At 56.0% G+C, this 22,009-nt stretch carries 15 protein-coding genes and 2 tRNA genes; 4 read left to right on the top strand and 13 right to left on the bottom strand.

Going from position 1 to position 22,009, the window contains the following annotated elements; genetic code table 11:
* Nucleotides 1–102: 102 nt before the first annotated feature.
* The gene (locus GGR27_RS02915) at nucleotides 103–4,506 is read left to right on the top strand and encodes a DUF7619 domain-containing protein (RefSeq protein ID WP_168035882.1); all 4,404 of its coding nucleotides are present in this window, start codon (nucleotides 103–105) and stop codon (nucleotides 4,504–4,506) included.
* Nucleotides 4,507–4,662: 156 nt separating this feature from the next.
* On the opposite strand, the gene glmM is transcribed toward GGR27_RS02915, so the two are convergent.
* Entirely contained in the window at nucleotides 4,663–6,027 is a 1,365-nt protein-coding gene (gene glmM, locus GGR27_RS02910; RefSeq protein ID WP_168035881.1) for a phosphoglucosamine mutase, read from the bottom strand.
* A gap of 68 nt (nucleotides 6,028–6,095) precedes the next feature.
* Between glmM and GGR27_RS02905 the strand changes: the two genes are divergently transcribed.
* Nucleotides 6,096–6,713, top strand: coding sequence for a phosphatase PAP2 family protein (locus tag GGR27_RS02905; RefSeq protein ID WP_168035880.1), 618 nt, complete (start codon nucleotides 6,096–6,098; stop codon nucleotides 6,711–6,713).
* Here GGR27_RS02905 and GGR27_RS02900 read toward each other — a convergent pair.
* Genes GGR27_RS02900 through GGR27_RS02890 form a run of 3 tightly spaced genes read right to left on the bottom strand, consistent with a single transcriptional unit; the run spans nucleotide 6,655 to nucleotide 8,702 of the window.
* Nucleotides 6,655–7,572 carry a Ppx/GppA phosphatase family protein gene (locus tag GGR27_RS02900; protein WP_168035879.1) on the bottom strand — a complete coding sequence of 306 codons (918 nt, stop codon included), beginning with the start codon at nucleotides 7,570–7,572 and terminating at the stop codon, nucleotides 6,655–6,657. The genes GGR27_RS02905 and GGR27_RS02900 overlap by 59 nt on opposite strands.
* A gap of 6 nt (nucleotides 7,573–7,578) precedes the next feature.
* Nucleotides 7,579–8,070: a hypothetical protein gene (locus tag GGR27_RS02895; protein WP_168035878.1), complete on the bottom strand. Its 492-nt coding sequence runs from the start codon at nucleotides 8,068–8,070 to the stop codon at nucleotides 7,579–7,581.
* Nucleotides 8,067–8,702 carry an outer membrane beta-barrel protein gene (locus GGR27_RS02890; RefSeq protein WP_168035877.1) on the bottom strand — a complete coding sequence of 212 codons (636 nt, stop codon included), beginning with the start codon at nucleotides 8,700–8,702 and terminating at the stop codon, nucleotides 8,067–8,069. Before GGR27_RS02890 ends, GGR27_RS02895 begins: the two co-directional genes overlap by 4 nt.
* Nucleotides 8,703–8,960: 258 nt before the next feature.
* Here GGR27_RS02890 and GGR27_RS02885 point away from each other — a divergent pair, with 258 nt between their 5' ends.
* Nucleotides 8,961–9,248 (top strand): hypothetical protein, encoded by a 288-nt coding sequence (locus GGR27_RS02885; RefSeq protein WP_168035876.1) that lies wholly within the window; start codon nucleotides 8,961–8,963, stop codon nucleotides 9,246–9,248.
* 66 nt (nucleotides 9,249–9,314) lie between these two features.
* Here the strand turns inward: GGR27_RS02885 and GGR27_RS02880 are convergent, their stop codons facing one another.
* From GGR27_RS02880 to ilvA, 3 genes are all read right to left on the bottom strand, one after another.
* Nucleotides 9,315–9,980 carry a hypothetical protein gene (locus tag GGR27_RS02880; protein ID WP_168035875.1) on the bottom strand — a complete coding sequence of 222 codons (666 nt, stop codon included), beginning with the start codon at nucleotides 9,978–9,980 and terminating at the stop codon, nucleotides 9,315–9,317.
* Nucleotides 9,981–10,062: 82 nt separating this feature from the next.
* Entirely contained in the window at nucleotides 10,063–13,308 is a 3,246-nt protein-coding gene (locus GGR27_RS02875) for a UvrD-helicase domain-containing protein (protein WP_168035874.1), read from the bottom strand.
* A 376-nt stretch (nucleotides 13,309–13,684) separates the two neighbouring features.
* Nucleotides 13,685–14,926 carry a threonine ammonia-lyase gene (ilvA, locus tag GGR27_RS02870; protein ID WP_168035873.1) on the bottom strand — a complete coding sequence of 414 codons (1,242 nt, stop codon included), beginning with the start codon at nucleotides 14,924–14,926 and terminating at the stop codon, nucleotides 13,685–13,687.
* 238 nt (nucleotides 14,927–15,164) lie between these two features.
* On the opposite strand from ilvA, the gene GGR27_RS20515 reads away from it, so the two are divergent.
* Complete coding sequence (locus tag GGR27_RS20515) at nucleotides 15,165–15,491, top strand: SpoIIAA family protein (protein WP_406603633.1); 327 nt, start codon at nucleotides 15,165–15,167, stop codon at nucleotides 15,489–15,491.
* A gap of 55 nt (nucleotides 15,492–15,546) precedes the next feature.
* Here GGR27_RS20515 and ilvC read toward each other — a convergent pair whose 3' ends face one another.
* The 6 genes from ilvC to GGR27_RS02840 all read right to left on the bottom strand — a co-directional run bounded on the left by ilvC (nucleotide 15,547) and on the right by GGR27_RS02840 (nucleotide 21,966).
* On the bottom strand, nucleotides 15,547–16,593 hold the full coding sequence (ilvC, locus tag GGR27_RS02865; RefSeq protein WP_168035872.1) for a ketol-acid reductoisomerase: 1,047 nt from the start codon (nucleotides 16,591–16,593) through the stop codon (nucleotides 15,547–15,549).
* A 150-nt stretch (nucleotides 16,594–16,743) separates the two neighbouring features.
* On the bottom strand, nucleotides 16,744–18,768 hold the full coding sequence (locus tag GGR27_RS02860) for a bifunctional riboflavin kinase/FAD synthetase (RefSeq protein WP_168035871.1): 2,025 nt from the start codon (nucleotides 18,766–18,768) through the stop codon (nucleotides 16,744–16,746).
* 250 nt (nucleotides 18,769–19,018) lie between these two features.
* Nucleotides 19,019–19,100 (bottom strand) — tRNA-Leu (locus tag GGR27_RS02855).
* Nucleotides 19,101–19,222: 122 nt separating this feature from the next.
* Nucleotides 19,223–19,304 (bottom strand) — tRNA-Leu (locus GGR27_RS02850).
* Nucleotides 19,305–19,418: 114 nt separating this feature from the next.
* Nucleotides 19,419–20,741 (bottom strand): 30S ribosomal protein S12 methylthiotransferase RimO, encoded by a 1,323-nt coding sequence (gene rimO / locus GGR27_RS02845; protein WP_168035870.1) that lies wholly within the window; start codon nucleotides 20,739–20,741, stop codon nucleotides 19,419–19,421.
* 277 nt (nucleotides 20,742–21,018) lie between these two features.
* On the bottom strand, nucleotides 21,019–21,966 hold the full coding sequence (locus GGR27_RS02840) for a sugar phosphate isomerase/epimerase family protein (RefSeq protein ID WP_168035869.1): 948 nt from the start codon (nucleotides 21,964–21,966) through the stop codon (nucleotides 21,019–21,021).
* Nucleotides 21,967–22,009: the final 43 nt, after the last annotated feature.

Below are 22,009 nucleotides of genomic sequence, written 5' to 3'. Positions count from 1 at the left end.
CCAGGTGAATTTTTCCGCTACCGAAAAAATCAGCTACCTTCGTAATCAAGTAATGATTTATAATCTTTTGGCTTCTTTCCAGACAATTTCCAACACACACATATGCTACGGTTCCACTCTACCCGTCTGACGGACGGACGCTTAGCTATCTTCCTCTTATTTTTTTATTTTGCCGCTTCAGCATTTGGCCAGGGTAAGGAACCCGTTATCGACGTAATTGATTCTAATACTGACTACCGATCTGCTTACGGGGGCTTGATCAGCGAGCATCCCGTCGCCGATGGGTACATCCTGCTGTTCGAGGAATATCCCAAGCCTGCGAGTATCGTATTTTATGACGGTGACAAAGTAGAATCTATTCACGAAGCCCCCGAGCGCGCTGAGTACACCTTTGCCGGACGCGCTGGCGATTTCTTGTTCTTGACGCTCACCTACGAAAATGGAGTACGGGAAGCTTATAGTCTAAACGAAAATACCCTAAGTCTAACTCGCGTGGCGGATGAGTTCGCTGACCTGGTCCGTTGGACTGAACTGACAGGAATAGAGGCCGGCCCATTGTCCAATGGCAAACTGATTTGGTGGGACGATAGTAATCTGTACAGTTCAGTCGCGCCTTACGAAACGTCAACCTTGCTGGGTACGTACCCCGACGGGCTACAGCAGATTGAGCGGACGCACGTTCGACCCGATGGAAGTCTACTGATTTTTACTTCAAGCGGCCTGTTTTTTACCGACGGAACGGCGGACGGAACAAAAGTGCTCGATGCTAGACTTGATGGGACCAGGCTGAATGTCCATGACGCCGCAGGCTTTTCCTACGTGGTATTCGCCCGTGCGGTGAAGGTCGTTGATGCCAGTGGTAACCTGACGTCAGTTTCCTACGACAACGATGATCGTTATTTGGGGGGCTCGTACGTTGCTGGCGATAGTTTATTCTTCCTAATTAGTAGTGCTGCGGATACCACCGCTTTCTACCGAGTTCACGGCTCGGAAACTACAGCCACCCAGGTGGACATTGGTCAGCGTATCGGTGCTCGGTCCGTTAACCTCGGTGAAAGCGCACTGACCGGTAGCCGATTTTTCCACGTAAGAATCGTAGGAGATAGCGTCGTGCTACATTCTTATGATCGTCACTGGCGGGATAAGCGAAGAGAATTATCCGTATATCGCAGGCGTTCCGGCGATGGGTACGTTGGTATCAGACAGTGGTATGAGATCGGAGACCGGATACTGTTCGATTTAGGTATAGTTGAAGACTTCCAGTTTGGTAACTCCGACCGAAAATCAAACGCTTACCTGTACGATGAAGGGGCCGACGTTCGCCTGCGACCCATCAGCCCCACGAGAGTGTACTTATCCGAATTGCTTCATGAATATGAGGACGGTGACGCTGCCCTGGTTTCGTTGGTAGAAAGACGGTTTGTGAACTCGGAAAACTATGCTTACTATCTTGATTTAGTCACCGCCTCACTCACGCCCATGGCCGCCAAACTTAACGCGGGGCAGTACAGACCAGAAGCCAACAGCAGGTACCTCAGTACGGGTGGGCTACTGTACTACCTCGAAAATGATCGTCAGGGTTTATTCGTCACGGTCGTGGACCACACCCGCGCACAGCCCGTACTCACGTACCGGGGCTTCGGAACAAAAGCAAGCCCGCCCGGCCCGCCTTCAGTTATGGTTTTTCCTGGGCGACTGATCAATTTGGGAAAGGTAAACCGCAGCGAATCCTTACACACTATCTATCACGGCCAGGAGGACGTTGAAGTCGAAGAGAATATCTTCGGTATGACGCTGCCGCAGTTTGATCTGAGGCTCGAATTATTGGATGATATTTTACTCGCCCGGACAAACCGTGGCATAAACGATTTTACCCTGCGTAATGCCGGCAAAACACTCACGCCCGTAAACTTGCCGCGCAGATTGGGCGGCTATGTAGGAAAGGATGGTGAGCGCTTAATTTTCAGCCTGCCGAGGTTTCCGCCGGAGATACGCGTGTACGATGACAAGTTCAAACTTCTGCAACTTATCAGCGCTATTCGCCGGACGGACGAAGTTACTTACAATGACCAACTGCACTACTACCGGGGCCGTCTGTATTTTATTAAGCGGACACCAGTATTCGGGTCGACCCAAACCTATTCCCTGGGGTATCGCACGCTGGAGGGTCCGGAAGAAGTTATTCTCTACGAAGAAACTTTTACGAGCACGATCGGAAATCATCCTCAGGTCAGTTTTCTGAATAGCGAGAACCGACTGACATTCAACTGGCCCACGCAACGAAATCACTTTCAGACCACGTACGGATTTACTGACGGCACGGCCGCGGGCACGGAAGTGCATTCGAGTTTGGATGCTTCGGACGATCTGTTTGTTGAGTCAAGGTTAGTGAGCAACACGCCGTTCGGCCTGTTACTTAAGGCTCAAAAAGAAAGGTTCGATTTCGAGGATACGACGAGCCATTATTGGTTACCCAGTAATCGAGACATGGTCGCGGTTATTCCACCTACCTTTTTGGGGACTGGAAACTTAACAATGTTCAGCAGTCCAATTCGCGGCACGGAAGGTGACCTTCTCTACATAACCGCTGAACAAGGCAAACGAAAGGGTTTTGCTTACGCTGAGAAGACGGGCGAAGTTAGTTTTCAGAAGATCGAGGCGGAGGAAGTGGTCAACATGCTAGCACCGTACGACGATGATCGATTTCTTTACGGGTTGTGGTCCGATGATGATACCACCACAGTTCTTTATTTACGTAATATCATTACGGAGGCAACGGAGGAATTGGTTAGGCTCCCCACCAGATATTCTTCTTACATGTTCGGTACATTGTTGATTTATCGAGAGACGGAGGGGCGTTACCTTGGGTTCTATGATGTAGAGAAACGAGTTGGCGGACGGGTAGGTGTACCCGCGGACCTCGGTGACGAATTAGAAACCTTTACGTACGACATCAAACGGGGCGATGGGTTTCTGTACGGTGTCGTAAATCACCCGGAAAAGGGAACGGAGCCCTACTACCTACAGGTTGTGGATGGCAGAATAATATTTGGACGTCTTTATGCGGACGATAACCGAAATGATTTAATGGACGTAAATGAGCGTAAGATAGCGGGCCACCCCGTCAGGCTAATCGGTTCGGACGATGAGGCAATTGCCTTTACGGATTCTTCCGGGTACTACGCCTTCTACGCTACCGACGATCAGGGCTACACATTGGTCGTCACTGCCCCGGAATGTAGCTCGGCAATCTTTACCCCGGCAACGTTTACCGTGGAGGCTGGCTCCGACGAGGTAGAACGCGATGTCGCTTTCACCAGCTCCGGGGGCGCATTAGCCGCATCCGTGTACTTGACAGCCGGGCGGCTAAGGTGCCGGGAGGACGTACCGGTTTGGCTGGAGACCGTCAATACCGGTTGCGATGTTTTGTCGGGGGCGACTTTAACTCTGCGCCTTCCCAGTAATGCGACTTACGCAAGCACCGGTACGGAGCCAAACGAGAATACCGATAGCCTCGTCAGTTGGACTATCCCCGAACTGCCGCCCCTCGCTAGGTATCGAGTACTGGTTTTCGTTACGATGCCAAACGAAATGTTCACCGGTAACCCCGTAGACTTGCGGGCGGAAGTGACTACCTCCGACTTTGCCGTAATCGCCGAGACCCTGGAGCGACCGATTCTGTTCTGTGCTTACGACCCGAATGATAAATCCGTCTCCCCGCTTAGGAACGACCCGGATGGGATTCACCCCATCGAGAGAGAGGAAGTACTTAACTACACCATACGCTTTCAAAATACAGGAAACGACACGGCCTTTACCGTCCGAATTGAGGACCAACTTTCTGCCGGCCTTGACTGGACGAGCGTCCACGTGACGAGTATGAGCCACCCGGGCGTTGCCACCGTCGATACCAGCGGAAACGCAGTATTTCTGTTTCAAAACATCATGCTACCGGACAGCAACGTGAATGAGCCGGCCAGCCACGGCTTCGTGCGTTTTAATGTTTTACCCAACCCCGTAGGTCCTGACCGGGAACGATTGGAAAACACGGCCGCAATATATTTTGATGCCAACCAACCGATCGTAACAAATACGGTGCACAGCACCGTCATCCCTTTTCTGGACGAGGACCGGGATGGGGCGCTGTATTATGAAGATTGTGACGATAAGGACCCAACCATCAATCCGAGTGCCGGAGACGTAATTGGGGACGGTATCGATCAAAATTGTGACGGTAAGGACGGTACGACCAGTACAATACTTGTACCGGCCTTGGCTACCCGGGTATCCCCCAATCCCTTCTCCAACAAAATTACCGTCGAGCTACCGGGGGGAGAAGTGGCCGAAGCAAGGCTTTATGATGCAAGGGGTATTTTATTGCGCCAGTTTTTCGTACGGGGAGTCGCTACTATTGAGCTAGCCGAACTCAGCAAGGGTGCTTACCTATTACGTTTGGAAACACTCGATAGGCGCTCATCCGCCAACCATTGGTTGATTCGTCAGTAGTCCATCGGTGCATTCTTTTTTCACCACCGACGTTTGCGTCCCTTACCTATAATAAACTTTTCACCCACCTCGATAGCTATCGGGGCGCATAATAATCAGAGCGCGGTCCCCCGATAGCTATCGCGGGTGCAATGTAAATCGGAAAAGCAGCAAGGTTTAGAGCTCCGCCATAACGCCTCCCGCTAACTCTTTAGCCCGAGCCACCGACGGTGCTTCCGCGTACACCCGTACGATTGGCTCGGTATTGGACGCCCGCAGGTGTACCCACCCGTCGGGGAAGTCGAGTTTGAGACCGTCGACTTCGTTGGTGGGCACCGACGAAAACTTGGCTTTCACCCGCACAAAAGCGGCGTTTAAATCGTAGGAGTCCGCCACGGCCTTCTTGTCCTTAATCATCTCGTAGTGTGGGTAGCCATCACGTAGCTCGTTGATGGTCTTTCCGGAGGTCGCTAGGTGAGAAAGCACGAGGGCCAGCCCGATCAGCGAGTCGCGCCCGTAGTGCAGGGCCGGGTCGATGATGCCACCGTTCCCCTCCCCACCGATGACGGCACCGACGGCCTTCATCTTCTCCACCACGTTCACTTCCCCCACCGCCGCGGCGTGGTAGTCGTGCCCGTAGGATTTAGCGACGTCCGCCACCACACGGCTACTACTCAGATTGCTCACTACCGGCCCGGGCGTCCGGCTCAGTACGTAATCCGCCACGACCGCCAACGTGTACTCCTCACCGATCCAACGACCGCCGGGGCCGATGAGGGCGAGCCGGTCCACGTCGGGGTCAACCGCGACGCCGAGGTTAGCCTCGCTCGTTTCCATGCGCTCGATGAGCTGGGTCATGTTCTCCGGCAAGGGCTCGGGGTTGTGCGCAAATTCTCCGTTCAGCTCTCCGTTGATCACCTCGCAGACGACGTTCAGTTCGCGGCAGAGCGCCGGAATTGCAATGGCACCCACCGAGTTGACGGCGTCCAGGACGATGCGAAAGTTCTGCTTACGGATGGCCTCGACTTCGACGAGTGGGTGCGCTAACACTAGCGAGATGTGGTGTTGTAGGGCCGTTCCGTCCGGTAAGAGTTTACCTAGGTCGTCCACGGCGGCGTATTCGATGTCACCGAGCTCCGCTATCTCCATCAACCTGGCACCCGCGGCCGCGCTAATGAACTCGCCTTCCCCGTTGAGGAGCTTCAACGCGTTGTATTCTTTGGGGTTGTGGCTGGCGGAAAGGATGATGCCGCCGCCCGCGTCGTGCTGCTTCACGGCAACTTCTACGGTGGGCGTGGTGGCGAAATCCAGGTCGATCACGTCGATGCCCAGGCTCTGCAGGGTGGCGGCGGTGAGGGTTTTGACGATGGGGCCGGAGGGGCGACCGTCGCGGCCGATAACGACTAGGGGCTTCGCACCGGTTTCGAGCAGCCAGGCACCGTAGCCGGCCACGTTACTGACGATGTCGACGGGGGTAAGGTTGGCGCCGGCCTTGCCGCCGATGGTGCCGCGGAAGCCGGAGATTGATTTTTTGAGGGCCATGGGGTAGTCTTTTTCTTGGAAGGCCGAAGGTAGGCCACCTTCGGGAAAGGTCGGCTACCTTTGGCCCAATGAGCCTCGACTACGCCCTATTTGAATTCATCAACCAGGATTTAGCCAATCCCTTTTTTGATTGGCTCCTACCCATTTACCGGGATAAGGTAACCTGGGTGCCGGCCTACCTGGTGGTTGCTTTTTTGCTGTACCGAGCTTACGGTCTGCGGAGGACGCTGTACTTACTCGCCTGCATCGGTTTGGTTATCGGCGCGGCCGACCAGTTGGCGGCCAGTGTGCTCAAGCCCCTCGTCGGTCGGCTGCGGCCCTGCGCCGAACCACTGATGATGGACCGCGTGCGCGACCTCGTCGGGTGCGGTGGTAAACTTAGTTTCCCCTCCAACCACGCAACCAATCACTTCGCGCTCGCGGGCGTTCTGGCCCTCACGTTCTTGCGGGACAGGCCGCTCTGGAAGACGATTGTCTACTGCTGGGCCGCGACGATTTGCTTTGCGCAGGTCTACGTTGGGAAGCACTGGCCCGGAGACGTTTTGGGTGGCGCCATTCTGGGGCTTTTACTAGCCTACATCGGTGTCTATGTGTACACCCGACTAACTAAACAAGCCGCGATTGGCGCTACTCCGCCGCCCGGTCGAGCAGAATCCCTTCCTTCATCGCGTAATCACTCACGGTAATGCGTTCGATGCCAGCTAACTGGATAACAAAATCGAGCAAAATCATCGCCACCACGATCATATCCGCCCGCTCTGGCGGCACGCCCGGTATCGACGCGCGTTCCGCAAGCGTGCTCCGGGTTATTGTTTCCCGGAGTTCCGTCAGGCCGGACAGTTCGAGCTCGTGGCTGGTGGGGTGGGGGGGTGATGCGGGATTCGTCAGGACGGTAGCCAGAACGTCGAACGTACCCGCCGCGCCGACCAGGTGGGTAGCGGGGTATTTTTTGAGCGCATCCGTGAGTGGCTGGGTGACGCCGCGCAAATGTTCTTGCAGCGTCACGGTTTCTTCCCAGGTAATTGGCTCGCTGCGGTGAAACTCGTTCTTCAGCACGCTGACGCCGATGGGGAACGACTGGCTGAAGTGTACGCCGCCGTGGTCGGCAATGATGAACTCCGTGCTTCCACCGCCGATGTCCATGACCAGAATCTGGTCGTTGAGGGGTGGGATGGCGGCCAGGACGCCCTTAGTAATCAGCCGGGCTTCCTCGTCGCCGGGGATCAGGGTAATTGCGATGCCGGTCGCCCGGGTAGCTTCCGCCGCGAAGTCCGGTCCGTTGCTGGCGGTGCGCAGGGCGGCGGTTCCGAAAGCGAGGACGTCCGTGCAGTCGTGTTCTTTAAGAATTTGACTAAAATGTTGGAGGGCGGCAATGCCGCGCTGGTAGGGCGCCGCCCCGATCTTGTGGATGCCTTCGGAGGCAAGTTTCACGTACCGTCTTTCCCGGTAGATTTCCCGGATGTCGCTTCCACTAACGTCCGCGATCAGGAGGTGGAAGGTGTTGGTTCCCAGGTCGATAACGCCCCGGCGTTCGGTGTTTTGCATAAGTGGTTACTGGCCCGCACGGTTGTCTACGGATTTAAAAATATTGCGGTAGAAGTTAGCGCCTCCTTCCGTCAGTGAATTTGCGTAGAAAGGTTTACCACCTTCGTACCAGACATACCCCACGCATTCGTCCTGAAAATAAATGTCCGCCTCCTCCACGCTAACACCGTCCACTTGGAACCAAATGTGACCGATGGCCCGGCATCCCGGCGCGATGACCAGCGGCTCCGGGCTGATGCCAGCGAGCGTAGCCTGAATTTGTGACAACTCAGTCTGGTTGATGGAAATATCGCGGTAATAAAAAGTGGCGTCCAAATAAGTCGCGTGCTCAAAGATGTACTTAATGCGATCGTAGGGGAGCGAGGCGTAAGTAACTACTTCCGGGGTTACTTCCGTAGGCGGGGAGGCAGTTTCGTCCTGCGCCACCGAGTGGGCGCGGTCGCAGGTGCAGAGAAAAACCGTCAGGAGCAGAGCGGTAAACAGTTGAGTGGTTGTCATTCAGTTACGGGGCGTTGCGGTAAGATTTCTCCCTGGCCAAAGGTATAAACGGCGCGCAAGCTAATTGTCCGGCCCCGAAAGGTCGTTATCTCGCTCAGCCGCGGGTCGAACTCGGCGATGTTCGCCAAGTGTTTCGACCAGCGAAAGTTGACGCCTAGATTCTTGGTAACGTAAAGCGTGACCCCGAATTTGATGGCAAACAGGTTCTCGTTAAACGGATTATCCGCCGTTATGTCCACGCCCCGCCCGTTGATAATCTCGCTGTCGATCACTCGTTGGTAGCTGACTCCGGCCTCCGCCGTGATGCGCCAGTCTTTGTAGTAGACCATTAGTGGCACCTCCAGCGTGCTGAAGTTGATGCGCTGGAAGGGGCTGATGTTGAACGAGTCTTTCGTTTGCCGTGCCCCCTGTTGGCTCAGTAAAATTTCCGGCCCCACCCGCCACCGCTCGCTGAGCACGGCCACGACCCTCAGGCCCGCGTTCGCTCCAATCCTGTTGAAACCAAACAGCATGTCTCCGTCAACCTGGCTCAAGTTAGCACCGCCGAGCACGGACGCGCGGAAGGTCTGTGCCGCAGCCGGAACGGCCAGCAGCAAGCAGAGGAAAGTAGTGATTAAATGACGTAAACTCATCGGATGCGAAGGTAGTGAGGGGCGGCTTTAGGAACGCCGATTTAATAACTGTCCTGATTGAAGCGCCGCTAGGGTGGTGGTATTCGAGCGATTTGAAGACCAGCATCCCGTACTTAGTCGGGACGGTGGTTTTCAAATGGTGAAGAATACCGCCGCGATAGCAAGCTGCAAATCGGACAGTTATTGAATTGGCGTTCCTTAACTCGGGCGACTGCGGGCGTTAACGAAATCCAACCCGGGTTACATACCTTCGTCGTCATGTTAAGCCCGACAAAAAACAGCCTCAAAAAAGTAGAGACCCTCGCGAAAGAACTTGGCTACACCGTGCGGTACGAGAAAGGGCATTTCCAATCCGGCTACTGCCTGGTGGAAAGTAAGAAGGTGGTTGTCGTCAACCGCTTCTTTGATACCGAAGGGCGGCTGAATGTCCTGTACGACGTGCTGAGCACTTTCCGTGAGGAGGCACAAGGCGAACTATCTGACCCTTCCCGTAAGCTCTGGAAAAAGCTCCGTCCGTTTCTGGGCATTCGGGGGGAAGAGGAGTAGCGTAATAATGGCCGCCCCGGTGGTTCGGAGCGGCCATATTTAGCGTTGGTGTGTGGGGTAAATGATTTACTCCATGGTTGGGTCGAATAGTTCCACGCTGTCCCACGGTGCATCGAGCATTTTCGTTCTGGCCCACTCCCGGTCGGTACGGTCAAGCACGTAAACCCGGCGTTTACCGATGGTACCGTCCCTCTTTTTGGTCACCGTGATCAGATCGAGGTACGCGTCTCCGTCGATGTCCGTGATGTAAGAATCCACCTGCTTCGTTCTGCTACCCGTCTTTTTCATTACGGCCAGGGTTTTTAGGTGCCGCACGTTTTGGCCCCGGATGGCAAACATTTCCACGCGGTCTTCCGTGTCACCGTCCATGCGCACCAAATACATGTTTTCGTTCATCCCCCGGATGGCACCCGCGCCGTACACCGTAGCGCCCATGCGCGCCGCTTTCTTTTTGAACTTTTTGGGCAGCAGACCCAGTGCCGTATCGTCCATTTCCGTACCACGCAGTAGGTAGGTTTCCATTGGATCGACCGCCGGGTCGGCGTAAACGTGGAAAAAGCCCACGTTCTGCTCCGAGAATGAGGCATCGAAACGCTGAAGGTCTTCTCCTTCGATGGTGGTGGACGCCGAGTAGGCCGTCGGTTCGGGCCCCGGCCGCTCGGTCTGGGCGGAGAGAACGCTAAACCCGGCAAGGAAGAAAACCGGGAGTATGATTTTTTGGACGTAATTCATCGTTGTTGTATTTCTACCTTAACGCCCGTATTCTCCGTAAATGTTCGATGTTTTCGGTGGTACTGACCGACCGTCAGCTAGACTACTTTAGGGCGAACAGCTTACCCGCCAGTGGTAAATGCAAGTAGGCGTGGTGGGGTACAGCCCCGGTGACCTGACCGACCAGCTCATCGAGTAAGGCCAATTCAGCCCCGTAGAGCTTCCGCTGGTCATCCTGCTCTTCGAACGTTTTGAGTGGCAGGTGTACATCCTTAATCAGGATGCTACCGGCCGGCGTAGAAATTAGCCAATCGGCGGTCAGGTCGATCAGTCTGCCGTCGATGGTTGCTTGCAGCTGTTCCGACCTTTGCACCGGCGACCGCGCCCCTTTTCCCGCCGTCCAGGCCGCGAACGCGTCCGCCTGCTGGATGAGATTCGTGACGGGCACCGGGCTCGTTGGCAAGTAGCTATTCAGCAATTCTTGCGCCCTTTCCTCCCGTAGGTCCGTCGGTAATGTGGGAATATCACCCGCTAAGAAAGCGGCGATGGCCTGGCCGTAGATCCTCGCGTTCACTTCCGGATCGATCTCCGGTAGCGTGTGGTAAACTTCCCCGCCAGCCAGCGTGCGCGCGGCGTAACGATCCAGCAACCAGGCCAGATCCGTACCCGCCGCAAGGTAATCACGTCGCCCCGGTCGCGGCCCGTCGATGAACGGAACTTCCCGGTAACTGAGCGGCTGGCCGGGGATATTCCGGGGCTCCGTCCAACGTTTTAGCTCTTTGTGGACCTCATTTCCACGCCAGTTGAATGGCGCGTCGTTCGACTCCGGATCGAGGACGGGAACCAGACCGCCACCCCGCTGAAAGACCCGGTCCAACCAGGGCGCACCGGGCTTGGCCGTGGGCATAATCAGGTAATCACGGGCCCGCGTCATGCCCACGTACAGCAGCCGTGTTTCTTCGGCTAACTCACTTTCCGTAGCCGCTTCCTGCCACTGGCTTTCGGCCAGCGCATCCAACCAGGGGACGCCGCTGCTGAGTCGGCCGTAGGGCTGCACCCAGTATTTGATCCACCGGTTGGCGAGGGGGTCTTCCAGGTCGACCGTTTCCGTTTCCGGCACGACGGCCATGCCCCACACGTCGGCGCGGGGTTTCTGGTCGAGTTGCATGGTGATGACGGCCGGCCACTCCAGGCCTTTGCTGCGGTGATAGGTTAAGATGTTGACGGCGTCCGGTCGCTCACCGGCGCCCTGCTTGTCGCCGTCGCCGCGTTTGAGGCCATCGAGGTATAGAAAGTAGCCCGGTAGGGATGCCGCGCGGTGTTGTCGGTGGCAGTTGTCCTCGTACTCCACGGCCAGCCGGCGCATTTCGTCGATGTTCGCTAGTCGTTGTTCGCCGTCACCCCAGGCTACCATGATGCGGCGTAGGTCGAGCCGTTCCAGTAGGATGTTGATTAATTCGTTGGAAGAATACTCACCGGTGATTTCGCGCAATTCATTTAGCTGGATCAGCAGTTTATTCTCCACCGCCCAGCGGTGACCGGTTTTCTCCCCGGACTGCGCGACTTCGAGGTAATTCAACCGGTGGTCAATGATGTCCGGAAGCGATTCGCGACTGCCGAACAGCAAAATCTCCGCCACGGCCAGGTTATCGTTGCTGTTCAGGAGGTACTTCAGGCAGGCGAGCAGCAGCGTGGCTTCGGCGGTGCTGAGTAGACCGGTGCGGGCGATGGCGGCGTTGATACCCTGGTTAGCCAGCGCCTTGGCGAAGCGGACACATTCGTAGTTCGTGCGGCAGAGGACGGCGATGTCCGCGGCGATTAATCGGCGTTCCCCGCCACCGTCTTTGGGGATGATGAGAGGGGGATTGGCCAACATCTCCGCGACGCCCTTTGCCGTTACGTCCGCAAACCAGTCCTTGCTGTAGCGCGCTTTGCCCTCCAACTTGAAGGACCAGTGAATAATGCCGGACCGTTCCGCTAGTTCCGGGCTTTCCGCCGCCTTGTTCAGTTCCTCGTTGCCCGCGTGGAGACGAACCGGTTCCAGCACGACCGCTTCCTCGGCGATCTCCGGGAAGCCCTTCGTGAAAATCGCGTTGCAGGCGTGTACGATGTCCTGCCGGCTGCGCCACGACTTCGTCTGAATGTTTTCGGGTTTGATGGGCCCGGTGGCGTCCATGACGGCCTTCATCAGCCGGGGCTCCGCGCCGCGAAACCCGTAAATGGATTGCTTGGGGTCACCCACCCAGATACTCTTCTTGGCCAGCTTACTTAACTTCAGAAACAGTGCCAACTGAATGGGGCTAGTATCCTGAAACTCATCGACAATCAGTAAGTCGAGTTCGTCCCGGAGCGTGGCTTCTACCATCGGGTTGCCGAGTAGGTCCAGAACCAGGACTTCCATGTCGGTATAGTCGATCCGGCCCCGCGCTTTTTTGTAAGTGTCGTATTCTCGAATGGCCCGGTCGGCAAAATCAAACGTGTAGTAGATGTAATCGCGCAAATCATCCTGGAAGGCGGGCAGGGCGGCGTGCAGTTCACCGATTTCGGTCACCAGCGCGATGCGGTCCTTGCTCTTCACGGCAACTTTCTTTGCGAAGTTAGCCAGGGTAGCGAGCTCCGCCCAGGGGAGGTTGTCGCCCCGCTTCAAAGTGAAGTGAAGTCTTTTAAGAATACTGATGCCGCCCTGCGTCGTTTTCGTGCTGTCCGCATCGTTGCTTTCCAGCGCGGCAATTGTTTCCGTCAGCGCGATCTTGAGGCGGTTACGGAATTGCTCGTCCGTCACCTTAGTGTTGACTTCTGGGAGAAAGGCCTGCAGTGAGGTCCAGCTTTTCGTCTTGCTACGCTGAATGTCTTCGGGGGAGAAGTTGTTTCCGCGCAGGACTTCCACGAGGCGCAGCACGTCTCTCCGCCAGTTATAAATCTCGCCGTCGCGGCTGAGTGACAACCGCTCGCAAAGCGCTTCGATGCGCTCGATGTCGTCGACCTCGATCGCGCTGGCCATGCTGAGGTTGAACAGTCGTTGGTGGTCCTGGTCGGCGATGATGTCGACCTGTGGCGAAACGCCGGCCTCGAAGGCAAACCGCTTCAGCAGCTTTACGCCCAGCCCGTGCACGGTTCCGATCAGCGCGTTTTTTAGCTCGTTGGCTTCGCGCGACATGCCCTCCCGGAGTAGTTTTACCCGGACGCGCTCCCGCAATTCCGCCGCCGCCCGCTTGGTAAACGTGGTGGCGATGATGCCGGATGGCTTTACGTCACCGGCCGTCAGGAGCGCGGAAAGTTCTTCGGTAAGTCGGTAAGTTTTTCCACTGCCGGCGCCGGCGGAAATGAGTTTCAGGTTGTCAAATGCCATGCGGGCGAAGGTAAACCGTGGGCGGCGGAAAGACGAACGGATTTGCCCCGCTGGCTGCCTTAGGCCGAGGGCCTCCCGGCCCGAATGCAACACGGGACAGCTCAAGCCTTCACGCTCGGAGAGTGCGTTGGCCGGAAAGTGCAAGACGAACGGATTTGTCACGCTGGCTGCCTTAGGCCGAGGGCCTCCAGGCCCGAATGCAACACGAGACCGCTCAAGCCTTTACGCCCGGAGCGCGCGTTAGCTGGAAAGTGCAAGACGAACGGATTTATCCCGCTGGCTGCCTTAGGTCGAGGGCCTCCAGGCCCGAATGCAACACGATACCGTTCAAGCCTTCACGCCCGGAGCGCGCGTTAGCCGGAAAGTGCGAGCAATCTTAAATAAACATCTCAAATAACATCGGCTGATCGTTGATCGGGCGGAAGCCGATGGCCGCCGCCGTCATCCGTGCGGTGAGCCCCGCGTAGGCACCGGCGTTGGCTAGCTGGACGCCGACCAGCGCCGGGCCGATGGCACGGTTGTGCTTTTTGGTGTATTCAAAGTGCGTAATGTCATCATCCGGGCCGAGCAGGTTGAGAAAGTCGCGCAGCGCGCCCGCCCGCTGGGGGAACTCGACGATAAAGTAATGTTTTAGGCCCGCGTAAAGCAGCGCCCGCTCCTGAATCTCCGCCGTGCGCGCAATGTCGTTGTTGCCCCCACCGATGACGCAGACGATCGTTTGGCCCGAAATATCTCCCAACTGATCCAGGGCCGCGACGGACAAGCAACCGGCGGGTTCCGCCACCAGGCCGTCCTCGTTGTACAGGTCGAGCATCGTCTGGCAAACCAAGCCCTCCTCCACGAGCAAAACTTCTTTCATGGTCGCGCGGACAATGGGGAAATTATTGGTGCCAACCGTCCGCACGGCGGCACCGTCCACGAAGCTGTCGATGGTACCCAGGGTAATTATTTTACCGGCCTTCAGGCTTTCGTACATGGACGGTGCACCCAGCGGTTCCACGCCAATAATCTCCGTATCCGGGCTTAACTGGGCGAATACACTACCCACGCCCGCGCTCAACCCGCCGCCGCCGACGGCCATGAGTAGCTTATCGATGGCGCGCGTGGTTTGGTCCAGAATCTCCAAACCGACGGTGCCCTGGCCGGCAATGGTGTTGAGGTCATCGAACGGATGCACGAAAGTCCAGCCGTTTGCTACCGCCGCCTTCGCTGCCTCGGCGTAAGCGTCGTCGTACGTGTCGCCGACGAGGATGACGTCGACGAGGTCGCGGCCGAAATTTTTCGCTTTGTTTATCTTTTGTTTCGGCGTCACGGACGGCATGTAAATCGTGCCCCGGACGCCCATTTTCGCGCAAGCTAGCGCCATGCCCTGGGAATGATTACCCGCGCTGGCGCAAACAACTCCCCGGTCCCGTTGCTCCTGGGTCAGCTGCGCCATGTTATTGTACGCACCCCGTATTTTGTACGACCTGACTTCCTGTAAGTCCTCCCGCTTAAGGTAAATTTCCGCCCCGTAAAGCTCACTCAGGCGGTGACTGCGCTGCAGCGGTGTTTCCAGCACGACGCCGCGTAGTCGCTGGCGGGCCAGGGTTACGTCTTCTACGGAAATAAGGGACATGGTTGCTGATTTCACAGTTTTTGGCGGGGGTTGCCGGTCGTCCGGTGTGGTGTCGTTAATTTACCTTGCACCTGCGACCGCGCAAAATTACCAACAAGTCGTTAAATGATTGCGGGATGTGGCGCGGTCGCAGGTGCCGCGTAAATGTGAAAAAGAGCATAATTGATGCGGAGGACCGCCATAATAGCGGTTGCGATTCAAGCATAAACTTTCCGGACGGGCGCGTACTTTTAGGAACATGCTGCGGATCGTCCACCAAGAAAAATCGTCAATCAGTTACCGAATCGTGGGCAAACTGTCTGCGTCGGATCTGCGATTATTTTACTTGACCGTTGACGCGGCGTACGCAAAGTACGGTCGCCTGTCCCTCAACGTAGTAGCTACCGACTTTGAAGGTTACGCTGATGGGCGAGCGCTGTGCTTTCTCCTGAGGCACGAACCCGCGCTGCTGTGGAAAGTGAAACGCTACGCAATTGCTACGAATACGAATTGGCTACGCAGAGCCATCGCAATCTTAGGCCATCTAATTTTCTGGGTCGACGTCCAAACTTATCCCGTACCATAAGCGCCGGCCGCGCAACGGAGCACGACCGGCGAATTACTAATGTTCTGGTCTAAGACTAGTTATTTTCCGGGCGCAGGCTGCGGACCGTCCGGCCGGCGCGCCACATTTCACTGTCCTGAAGTTCCTTCAGTTCCGCTTCCAGCTTGACGCGGTAGTCGGGCTGTGAGTTGCTGTCAATGCTGCGTTTAGCTTCTTTACCCGTCGCGACGCTGTTGTACAGGTCTTCGAAAACGGGCTTCGTGGCGTCGCGGAATTTATCTTTCCAGTCCAGCGCACCCCGCTGGGCGGTGGTGGAACAGTTGGCGTACATCCAGTCCATACCGTTTTCAGCGACGAGGGGCATGAGCGACTGCGTGAGTTCCTCGACCGTTTCATTAAAAGCCTCGGAGGGCGTGTGGCCGTGCGAACGGAGCACGTCGTACTGCGCTTCGAAGATACCCTGAATGGCCCCCATCAAGGTTCCGCGCTCGCCGGTTAGGTCGGAGTACACTTCCCGCTTAAAGTCAGTCTCGAAAAGGTAGCCCGATCCAACACCGATACCGAGCGCAATCACCCGCTCGTAAGCCCGCCCCGTTGCGTCCTGCGCGATGGCGTAACTGGAGTTCAGCCCCCGGCCAGCCACGAACATGCGGCGCAGCGAAGTGCCGGACCCTTTTGGCGCAACGAGAATCACGTCGACGCCCTCGGGCGCGTGAATACCCGTCTGGTCATTATAGGTTATACCAAAACCGTGGCTGAAGTAGAGCGCCTTACCCGGCGTCAGGTGCGGCTTGAGCTTGGGCCATACTTCAATCTGGGCGGCGTCGGAAAGGAGGTACTGAATGATCGTGCCCTTCGCGGCGGCTTCCTCGATGGGAAAAAGCGTTTCGCCGGGTACCCAGCCGTCCTTGACGGCCTTATCCCAACTAGCGCCACCTTTACGCTGGCCGACGATGACGTTGAACCCGTTATCACGCAGGTTCATACTCTGGCCGGGGCCCTGAACGCCGTAGCCGATCACGGCGATGGTTTCGTCCTTGAGGGTCTCCAGCGCTTTTTTGAGGGGGAATTCTTTGCGGAGGACGACTTTTTCTTCGGTGCCTCCGAAATCGAGCATGGCCATAATTTCGTGTTTTTGGTGGTCCGGCAAATATCCGTAATTCCGCAAGCACGTTGGTTCGCCGACTTAGCTTAAATAGCAAGCAATTACGATTGCTGACGAAGGGAAGGGGGGGAGTTTGCAATCTAGGGTCTGCGGTCTACGGTCAGGGGCTCACACAAGTTTCTCAATCATGATTTGCTTGCGGTAGACTTTGGAGAACCGTTTGTGCCGCAGCAAATAATAATGCACGATCACGCTGTCGGCGACGCGGCCGAATTCCGTGCGGTCCGTACCAATGCGAGCGGCCTCGATTTGGCGTGTCCTTTCTTTGCGGCGTGCGATCCATTGCGGGAGGTGCCCGTAGAAATGAAAATGGGCGCGCAGGATGGACAGGATGTGCGCAGTCTTGCCCTGTGACAGAAACAGCAGCCCGGCAAATCCATCTAATACCAACCGTACGGGTAGCCACCAAACTAAGCGGCTCAGGGGTTCATTCTTGAAGCTGGTCGTCAGCGTGTTGCGGAAGTTGAGGTAGGCTTTTTGGGGGGTATTGTAGGATAAAGTTCCGCCACCGACGTGGTACACTTCGGACGCGGGGACGGCCAGTATCTTAAATCCCGCACGTTTCATGCGCCAGCAAAGGTCGATTTCTTCGGCGTGGGCGAAGTACTCCGGCTCGAAGCCACCCAGCGCGTGGAAGACTTCCGCGCGGCAAAAGAAAGCGGCGCCGGTTGCCCAGAATACTTCCTTCGTTCCGTCGTACTGCCCTTCGTCCCGCTCCGTCGCCTGAAAAATGCGGCCCCGGCAGAAGGGGTAGCCGAGGTAGTCCAGGTAACCACCCGCGCCGCCAGCGTATTCGAACCGGTCGGGTTCCGCTTCGGAGAGAATTTTGGGCTGTACGGCGGCTACCGCCGGGTCATCGAATGCTGGAATGATGGTCTCGATCCAGCGCGGGGTGACGCGCACGTCGCTGTTCAGCAAAACGTAGATGTCAGCTTTGACTTCCAGCAACGCCATATTGTAGCCGTTGGCAAAGCCATAGTTCTCCGGCAGCTCAATTACTTGTACTTCGGAAAAGTGCGTACGAAGGAAGCTAAGGGAATCATCCGTGCTGGCGTTATCGGCAACGATGACGCGGGCGTAGTCCGGGCAATTCCCCAGCACGCTGGGTAAGTACTTTTCCAGGTAACCGCGGCCATTGTAATTCAAGATTACGACGGCGGTATCGGGTCGAGGTGTGTCACCAGAACTGCCCGACTTGGATGAGGCGGACAAGCTTTTTCTGGCTGCGGCTTCGTCGCTCTTTAGTTGGTCTTTCAACGCTTCGAGCCCGTCTAATTTAAGGTCACCTCGCAAGAATTCGTGGAAGTAGACGGTGAGTTCCTCGCCGTACAAATCCTCCGCAAAATCGAAGATATTGAGCTCGATCGTGACGCCGCGCCCGTCGTTCAGGCTGGGGCGATCACCGATGTAGAGCATGCCGGTGAGCTTGCGGCTTCCGTATCTCACCCGGACGGCGTAGATGCCATTGGTGGGAATCAATTTCAAGCGGTGGCCGATGGCTAGATTGGCCGTCGGGAAGCCGATCGTTCTACCGACGCGCTGGCCTTCAATAACGGTGCCGGTGAGTTCGTAAGGTCTACCTAGTAAGCCGCTCGCTTTCGTGACTTGACCCGCCAGTAAAGAGTTACGGATGAGGGTGGAGCTGACGGTGATTTCGTTTACCTCCTGCGCGTCGATCTCAATCACCTCGTAACCCAAATCATTACTGCGGTAGTTAAGGTATTCAATATCTCCGGTGCGGTCTTTACCGAACCGGTGGTCGTACCCCACCACGATCCGATCCGGCTGGCAGTATTTCACGAGGAAGTTCTCTACGTAGGCCGCGGGGTCCTGGCGAGCGAACTCCAGCGTAAAGGGTACGACGATCAAATGGTCGATACCCAAGTCTTCGCAGTAGCGAGCCTTTTCCTCCGTAGTACTCAGCAGCCGCAAGGAATCATCTTCCGGTTGCAGGACGGTACGGGGATGCGGGTCGAAGGTGATCACGATGGATTCTCCGCCCCGCTGCGTGGCCAATTTCACGATTCTCCGCAGCAGTTGCTGGTGGCCGCGGTGCACGCCGTCGAAGCTCCCGATCGTGACGACCGAGCGGCGGAAGCGGGGTAGGGCGGTTAGGGAGAGGTGAGTTTGCATTTGGGTGGGGCAAATGTACGGAACGTGGTGCTGCTTCTTGGGTTTCACTCGGCGGACTTAGCTAGTGCTGTACTGCGTGCTTTGGAGAAGGCGGGAAGCGGGAGAAAAGAAGTAAGAGGAAAGAGATAAGATTCGCGATTTTGGAAGGTGATACAACTGTCCTCATTCATCCGGCAATTGGTGGAGATAAGCCAAAAAAAAGGCCCAAACCCCCGAAGGAGAATGGACCGATATTCACTAGGAAGTGAAGTGCCGAAGGGGGGACTCGAACCCCCACACATTGCTGCACACGTCCCTGAAACGTGCGTGTCTACCAATTTCACCACTTCGGCGGCTATTTGCTCGCTGACCTAAAAACTGGGCTCCATCCCCAAGGCATGGCACCCGCGTCAGCGCAAAAAAAATCTCGCATTCACGACATTTCGTGAAAAGGGTAACTAAATCACCCTGAAAGTACCGGCGGTGGGAATCGAACCCACACTCTCGAAAGAACTGGATTTTGAATCCAGCGCGTCTACCAATTCCGCCACACCGGCTGGTACTTGGGCACTGCAACGGGCGGCGTAAACCGGAAGTTGCGGCGGCTCCCTGCGGAAGCGGGGCAAAGGTAATTCCCCGGGGGAGTTTTCCAAGGCGACCGCCATAAATTTCTATACCTTTTCCACGACGAGCACCGTGGCCTCCAGATCGTACTCGGAAGCTTCCGTGATGCGGACGTTTACGAAATCTCCGGTCCGTAAGTAAGCTTGGTCGGCGGGAATGAGTACTTCGTTGTCCACGTCGGGGCTGTCATACTCCGTGCGGCCGACGTAGAATTCGTCGTCTTTACGGTCGATCAGTACCCGCATGTGATGTCCGATGCGGGCTTCGTTCAGTTCCAAACTGATCTCCTTTTGAATCTCCATCAGGCGGTTGGCGCGATCCGCTTTCACTTCAGCGGGTACGTCATCCTCAACGTCGTGTGCGGAAGTGTCTTCTTCGTGGCTGTACATGAAAACGCCCAACCGCTCGAAGCGCATCCGCTGTACGAAATCACACATTTCTTCGAATTCTTCCTCCGTTTCGCCGGGGTAGCCGACGAGGAAAGTCGTCCGAATGGCAATACCCGGGACAGTGATGCGCGCGTGGGCGATCAAGTCCTCCGTGTCCTGGCGAGTAACCTGGCGGCGCATCCGCTGGAGGACGGCGTTGCTGCCGTGCTGCAACGGAATATCGAGGTAGTTACAAACTTTCGGCTGGGCGGCCATCACGTCAAAAATCTCCCGGGGGAATTTGCTGGGGTAGGCGTAATGCAGGCGGATCCACTCAATCCCCTCAACGGCGGCCAATGCTTCTAGTAAATCGGGTAGGGCGCGGCTTTTGTAGATGTCAAGTCCGTAATAGGTGAGTTCCTGGGCGATCAGCATCAGTTCTTTCACGCCGTTTTTAGCAAAGTGCGTTGCCTGCTTCACCAACTCTTCCATCGGCCGGCTGACGTGCTTGCCGCGCATCAGCGGGATGGCGCAAAAAGAACAAGTCCGGTTGCAGCCTTCACTAATTTTCAGGTACGCGTAATGCTCAGGCGTGGTGATGAACCGCTCGCCGATCAGGTCGTGCTTGTAGTCGGCTTCGAGGCGATTGAGTAGACCGGGAAGCTCCATCGTACCGAAATAATCGTCGACTTCGGGGATTTGCGCTTCCAGGTTATCCTTATAGCGCTGACTTAGGCAACCCGTCACGTAAAGTTTGTCGATCTCACCGCGCGTCTTCCGGTCGGCGTAGTCGAGGATCGTGTTCACGCTTTCTTCCTTAGCCAGGTCGATGAAACCACAAGTGTTGACGATCACGATGTTGGCCTGTTCGTTGGAATCGTGGTCTACCTCGTAATCATTAGCTTTCAGTTGGGTGATGATGTTCTCCGAATCCACCAGATTCTTCGAGCAACCCAGGGTGATGACGTTGACTTTGTCGGGACGTAGTGTTTTGGTTTTCATTGGCTTACGCTAAGGGGGCGCAAAGGTAATGATCTTAACTGCATCGACCAGTCATTCGACCGTACTGTTTTGTTATCTACTTGTAAAGAGGGGAAAGGAGGAGTATAGAGTATAGATGTAAGAGCACGAAGTACTGCGAAGCAAATAAAGAGTAAGGACGTCGGAGCCTGCCGCCGAAGCCATCTTTACTCTTTACTCCTCAAGTGCGGAGCACGATCTATATTCTTTAAGAGGAGTATAGAGGTAAGAGTAAAGAGAATAGAGCTGAGAGCTTGAGCTAGATTTCTGAGGTTTGCAACCACTCCAGGCTTTTTTGGACGCTCTTCAGGCTACTCTCCTCATAATTATCATCCTGCTCGACCATGCAGTATTTCACGCCTAGTTCCTGACCGTAGTCCATAAGTTCCTTGATCGGAATGTTGCCGTCGGGGAGTTCTTCGAAGGCGTCGGAGGGAACGTCGTTGATGTCCGTAATGACGGGCGTTTTTGGATTAAGCTGCTTGAGGTGAAGTAGTTCCAACCGGTCCTTCACTTTAGTCATCGTCTGGCGGGCGTCCTGTCCGGCGATCTGTGCCCAGAATATGTCGAGTTCGAAGGGGACGAGGTCGCCGTCCATCCGGTCCATTAAAATATCGAAGCCGGTCGTGCCTTCGATGGGGTCCCACTCGAAGTTATGGTTGTGATAAGTCAGCTGTAAGCCGTTGTTCTTTGCCCGCATACCCGCTTCGTTGAGGTCGTCAGCTAGTTTGCGCCACTTATCTGCCGTGTCGCGTTCCTGGGCTTCGAGGTAGCCGAAAACGATGTGGCTCAGGCCATGCTCGTTGGCTTGGTCCATTACTTCCGCGAATTCAAAACGCAGCGGATCGTCCGGGGTGTATTCCCAACCGCCGGTGATGGTGTTCCAGTTGATGAAACTACTGTGAACCTGCAACCCGAGATCCTTCGCAATGGGTGCTAACTCCGAAGCGTGGCGAGTGTCCTGTAACTCAATTTGTTTGTACCCGATCTCCGCCAGCGTTTCGAGCGTGAGGCGCGGCGCGGCCTTCCACTGGTCGCGTACGGACCATAATTGTAAACCAATCGTATTGAGGTAATCGCGTCCGGTGAGTGGTTCCATATTAACGGCGGATTGTGCGGTGTTTTGTCCGCTATTTCCGCAACCGAGCAGGGGAAGGCCGGCGGCGGCGATGACGGAGTGGCGGATGAAATCTTTGCGGCTGAGCATTCAAAAGGATTTGGGGCAAGGTAACTATTTGCCAAGCGGGACT

The sequence above is a fragment of the Neolewinella antarctica genome, from assembly GCF_011927835.1.
Taxonomy (GTDB): domain Bacteria; phylum Bacteroidota; class Bacteroidia; order Chitinophagales; family Saprospiraceae; genus Neolewinella; species Neolewinella antarctica.
This window is presented reverse-complemented; position numbering and strand designations above follow the sequence as displayed.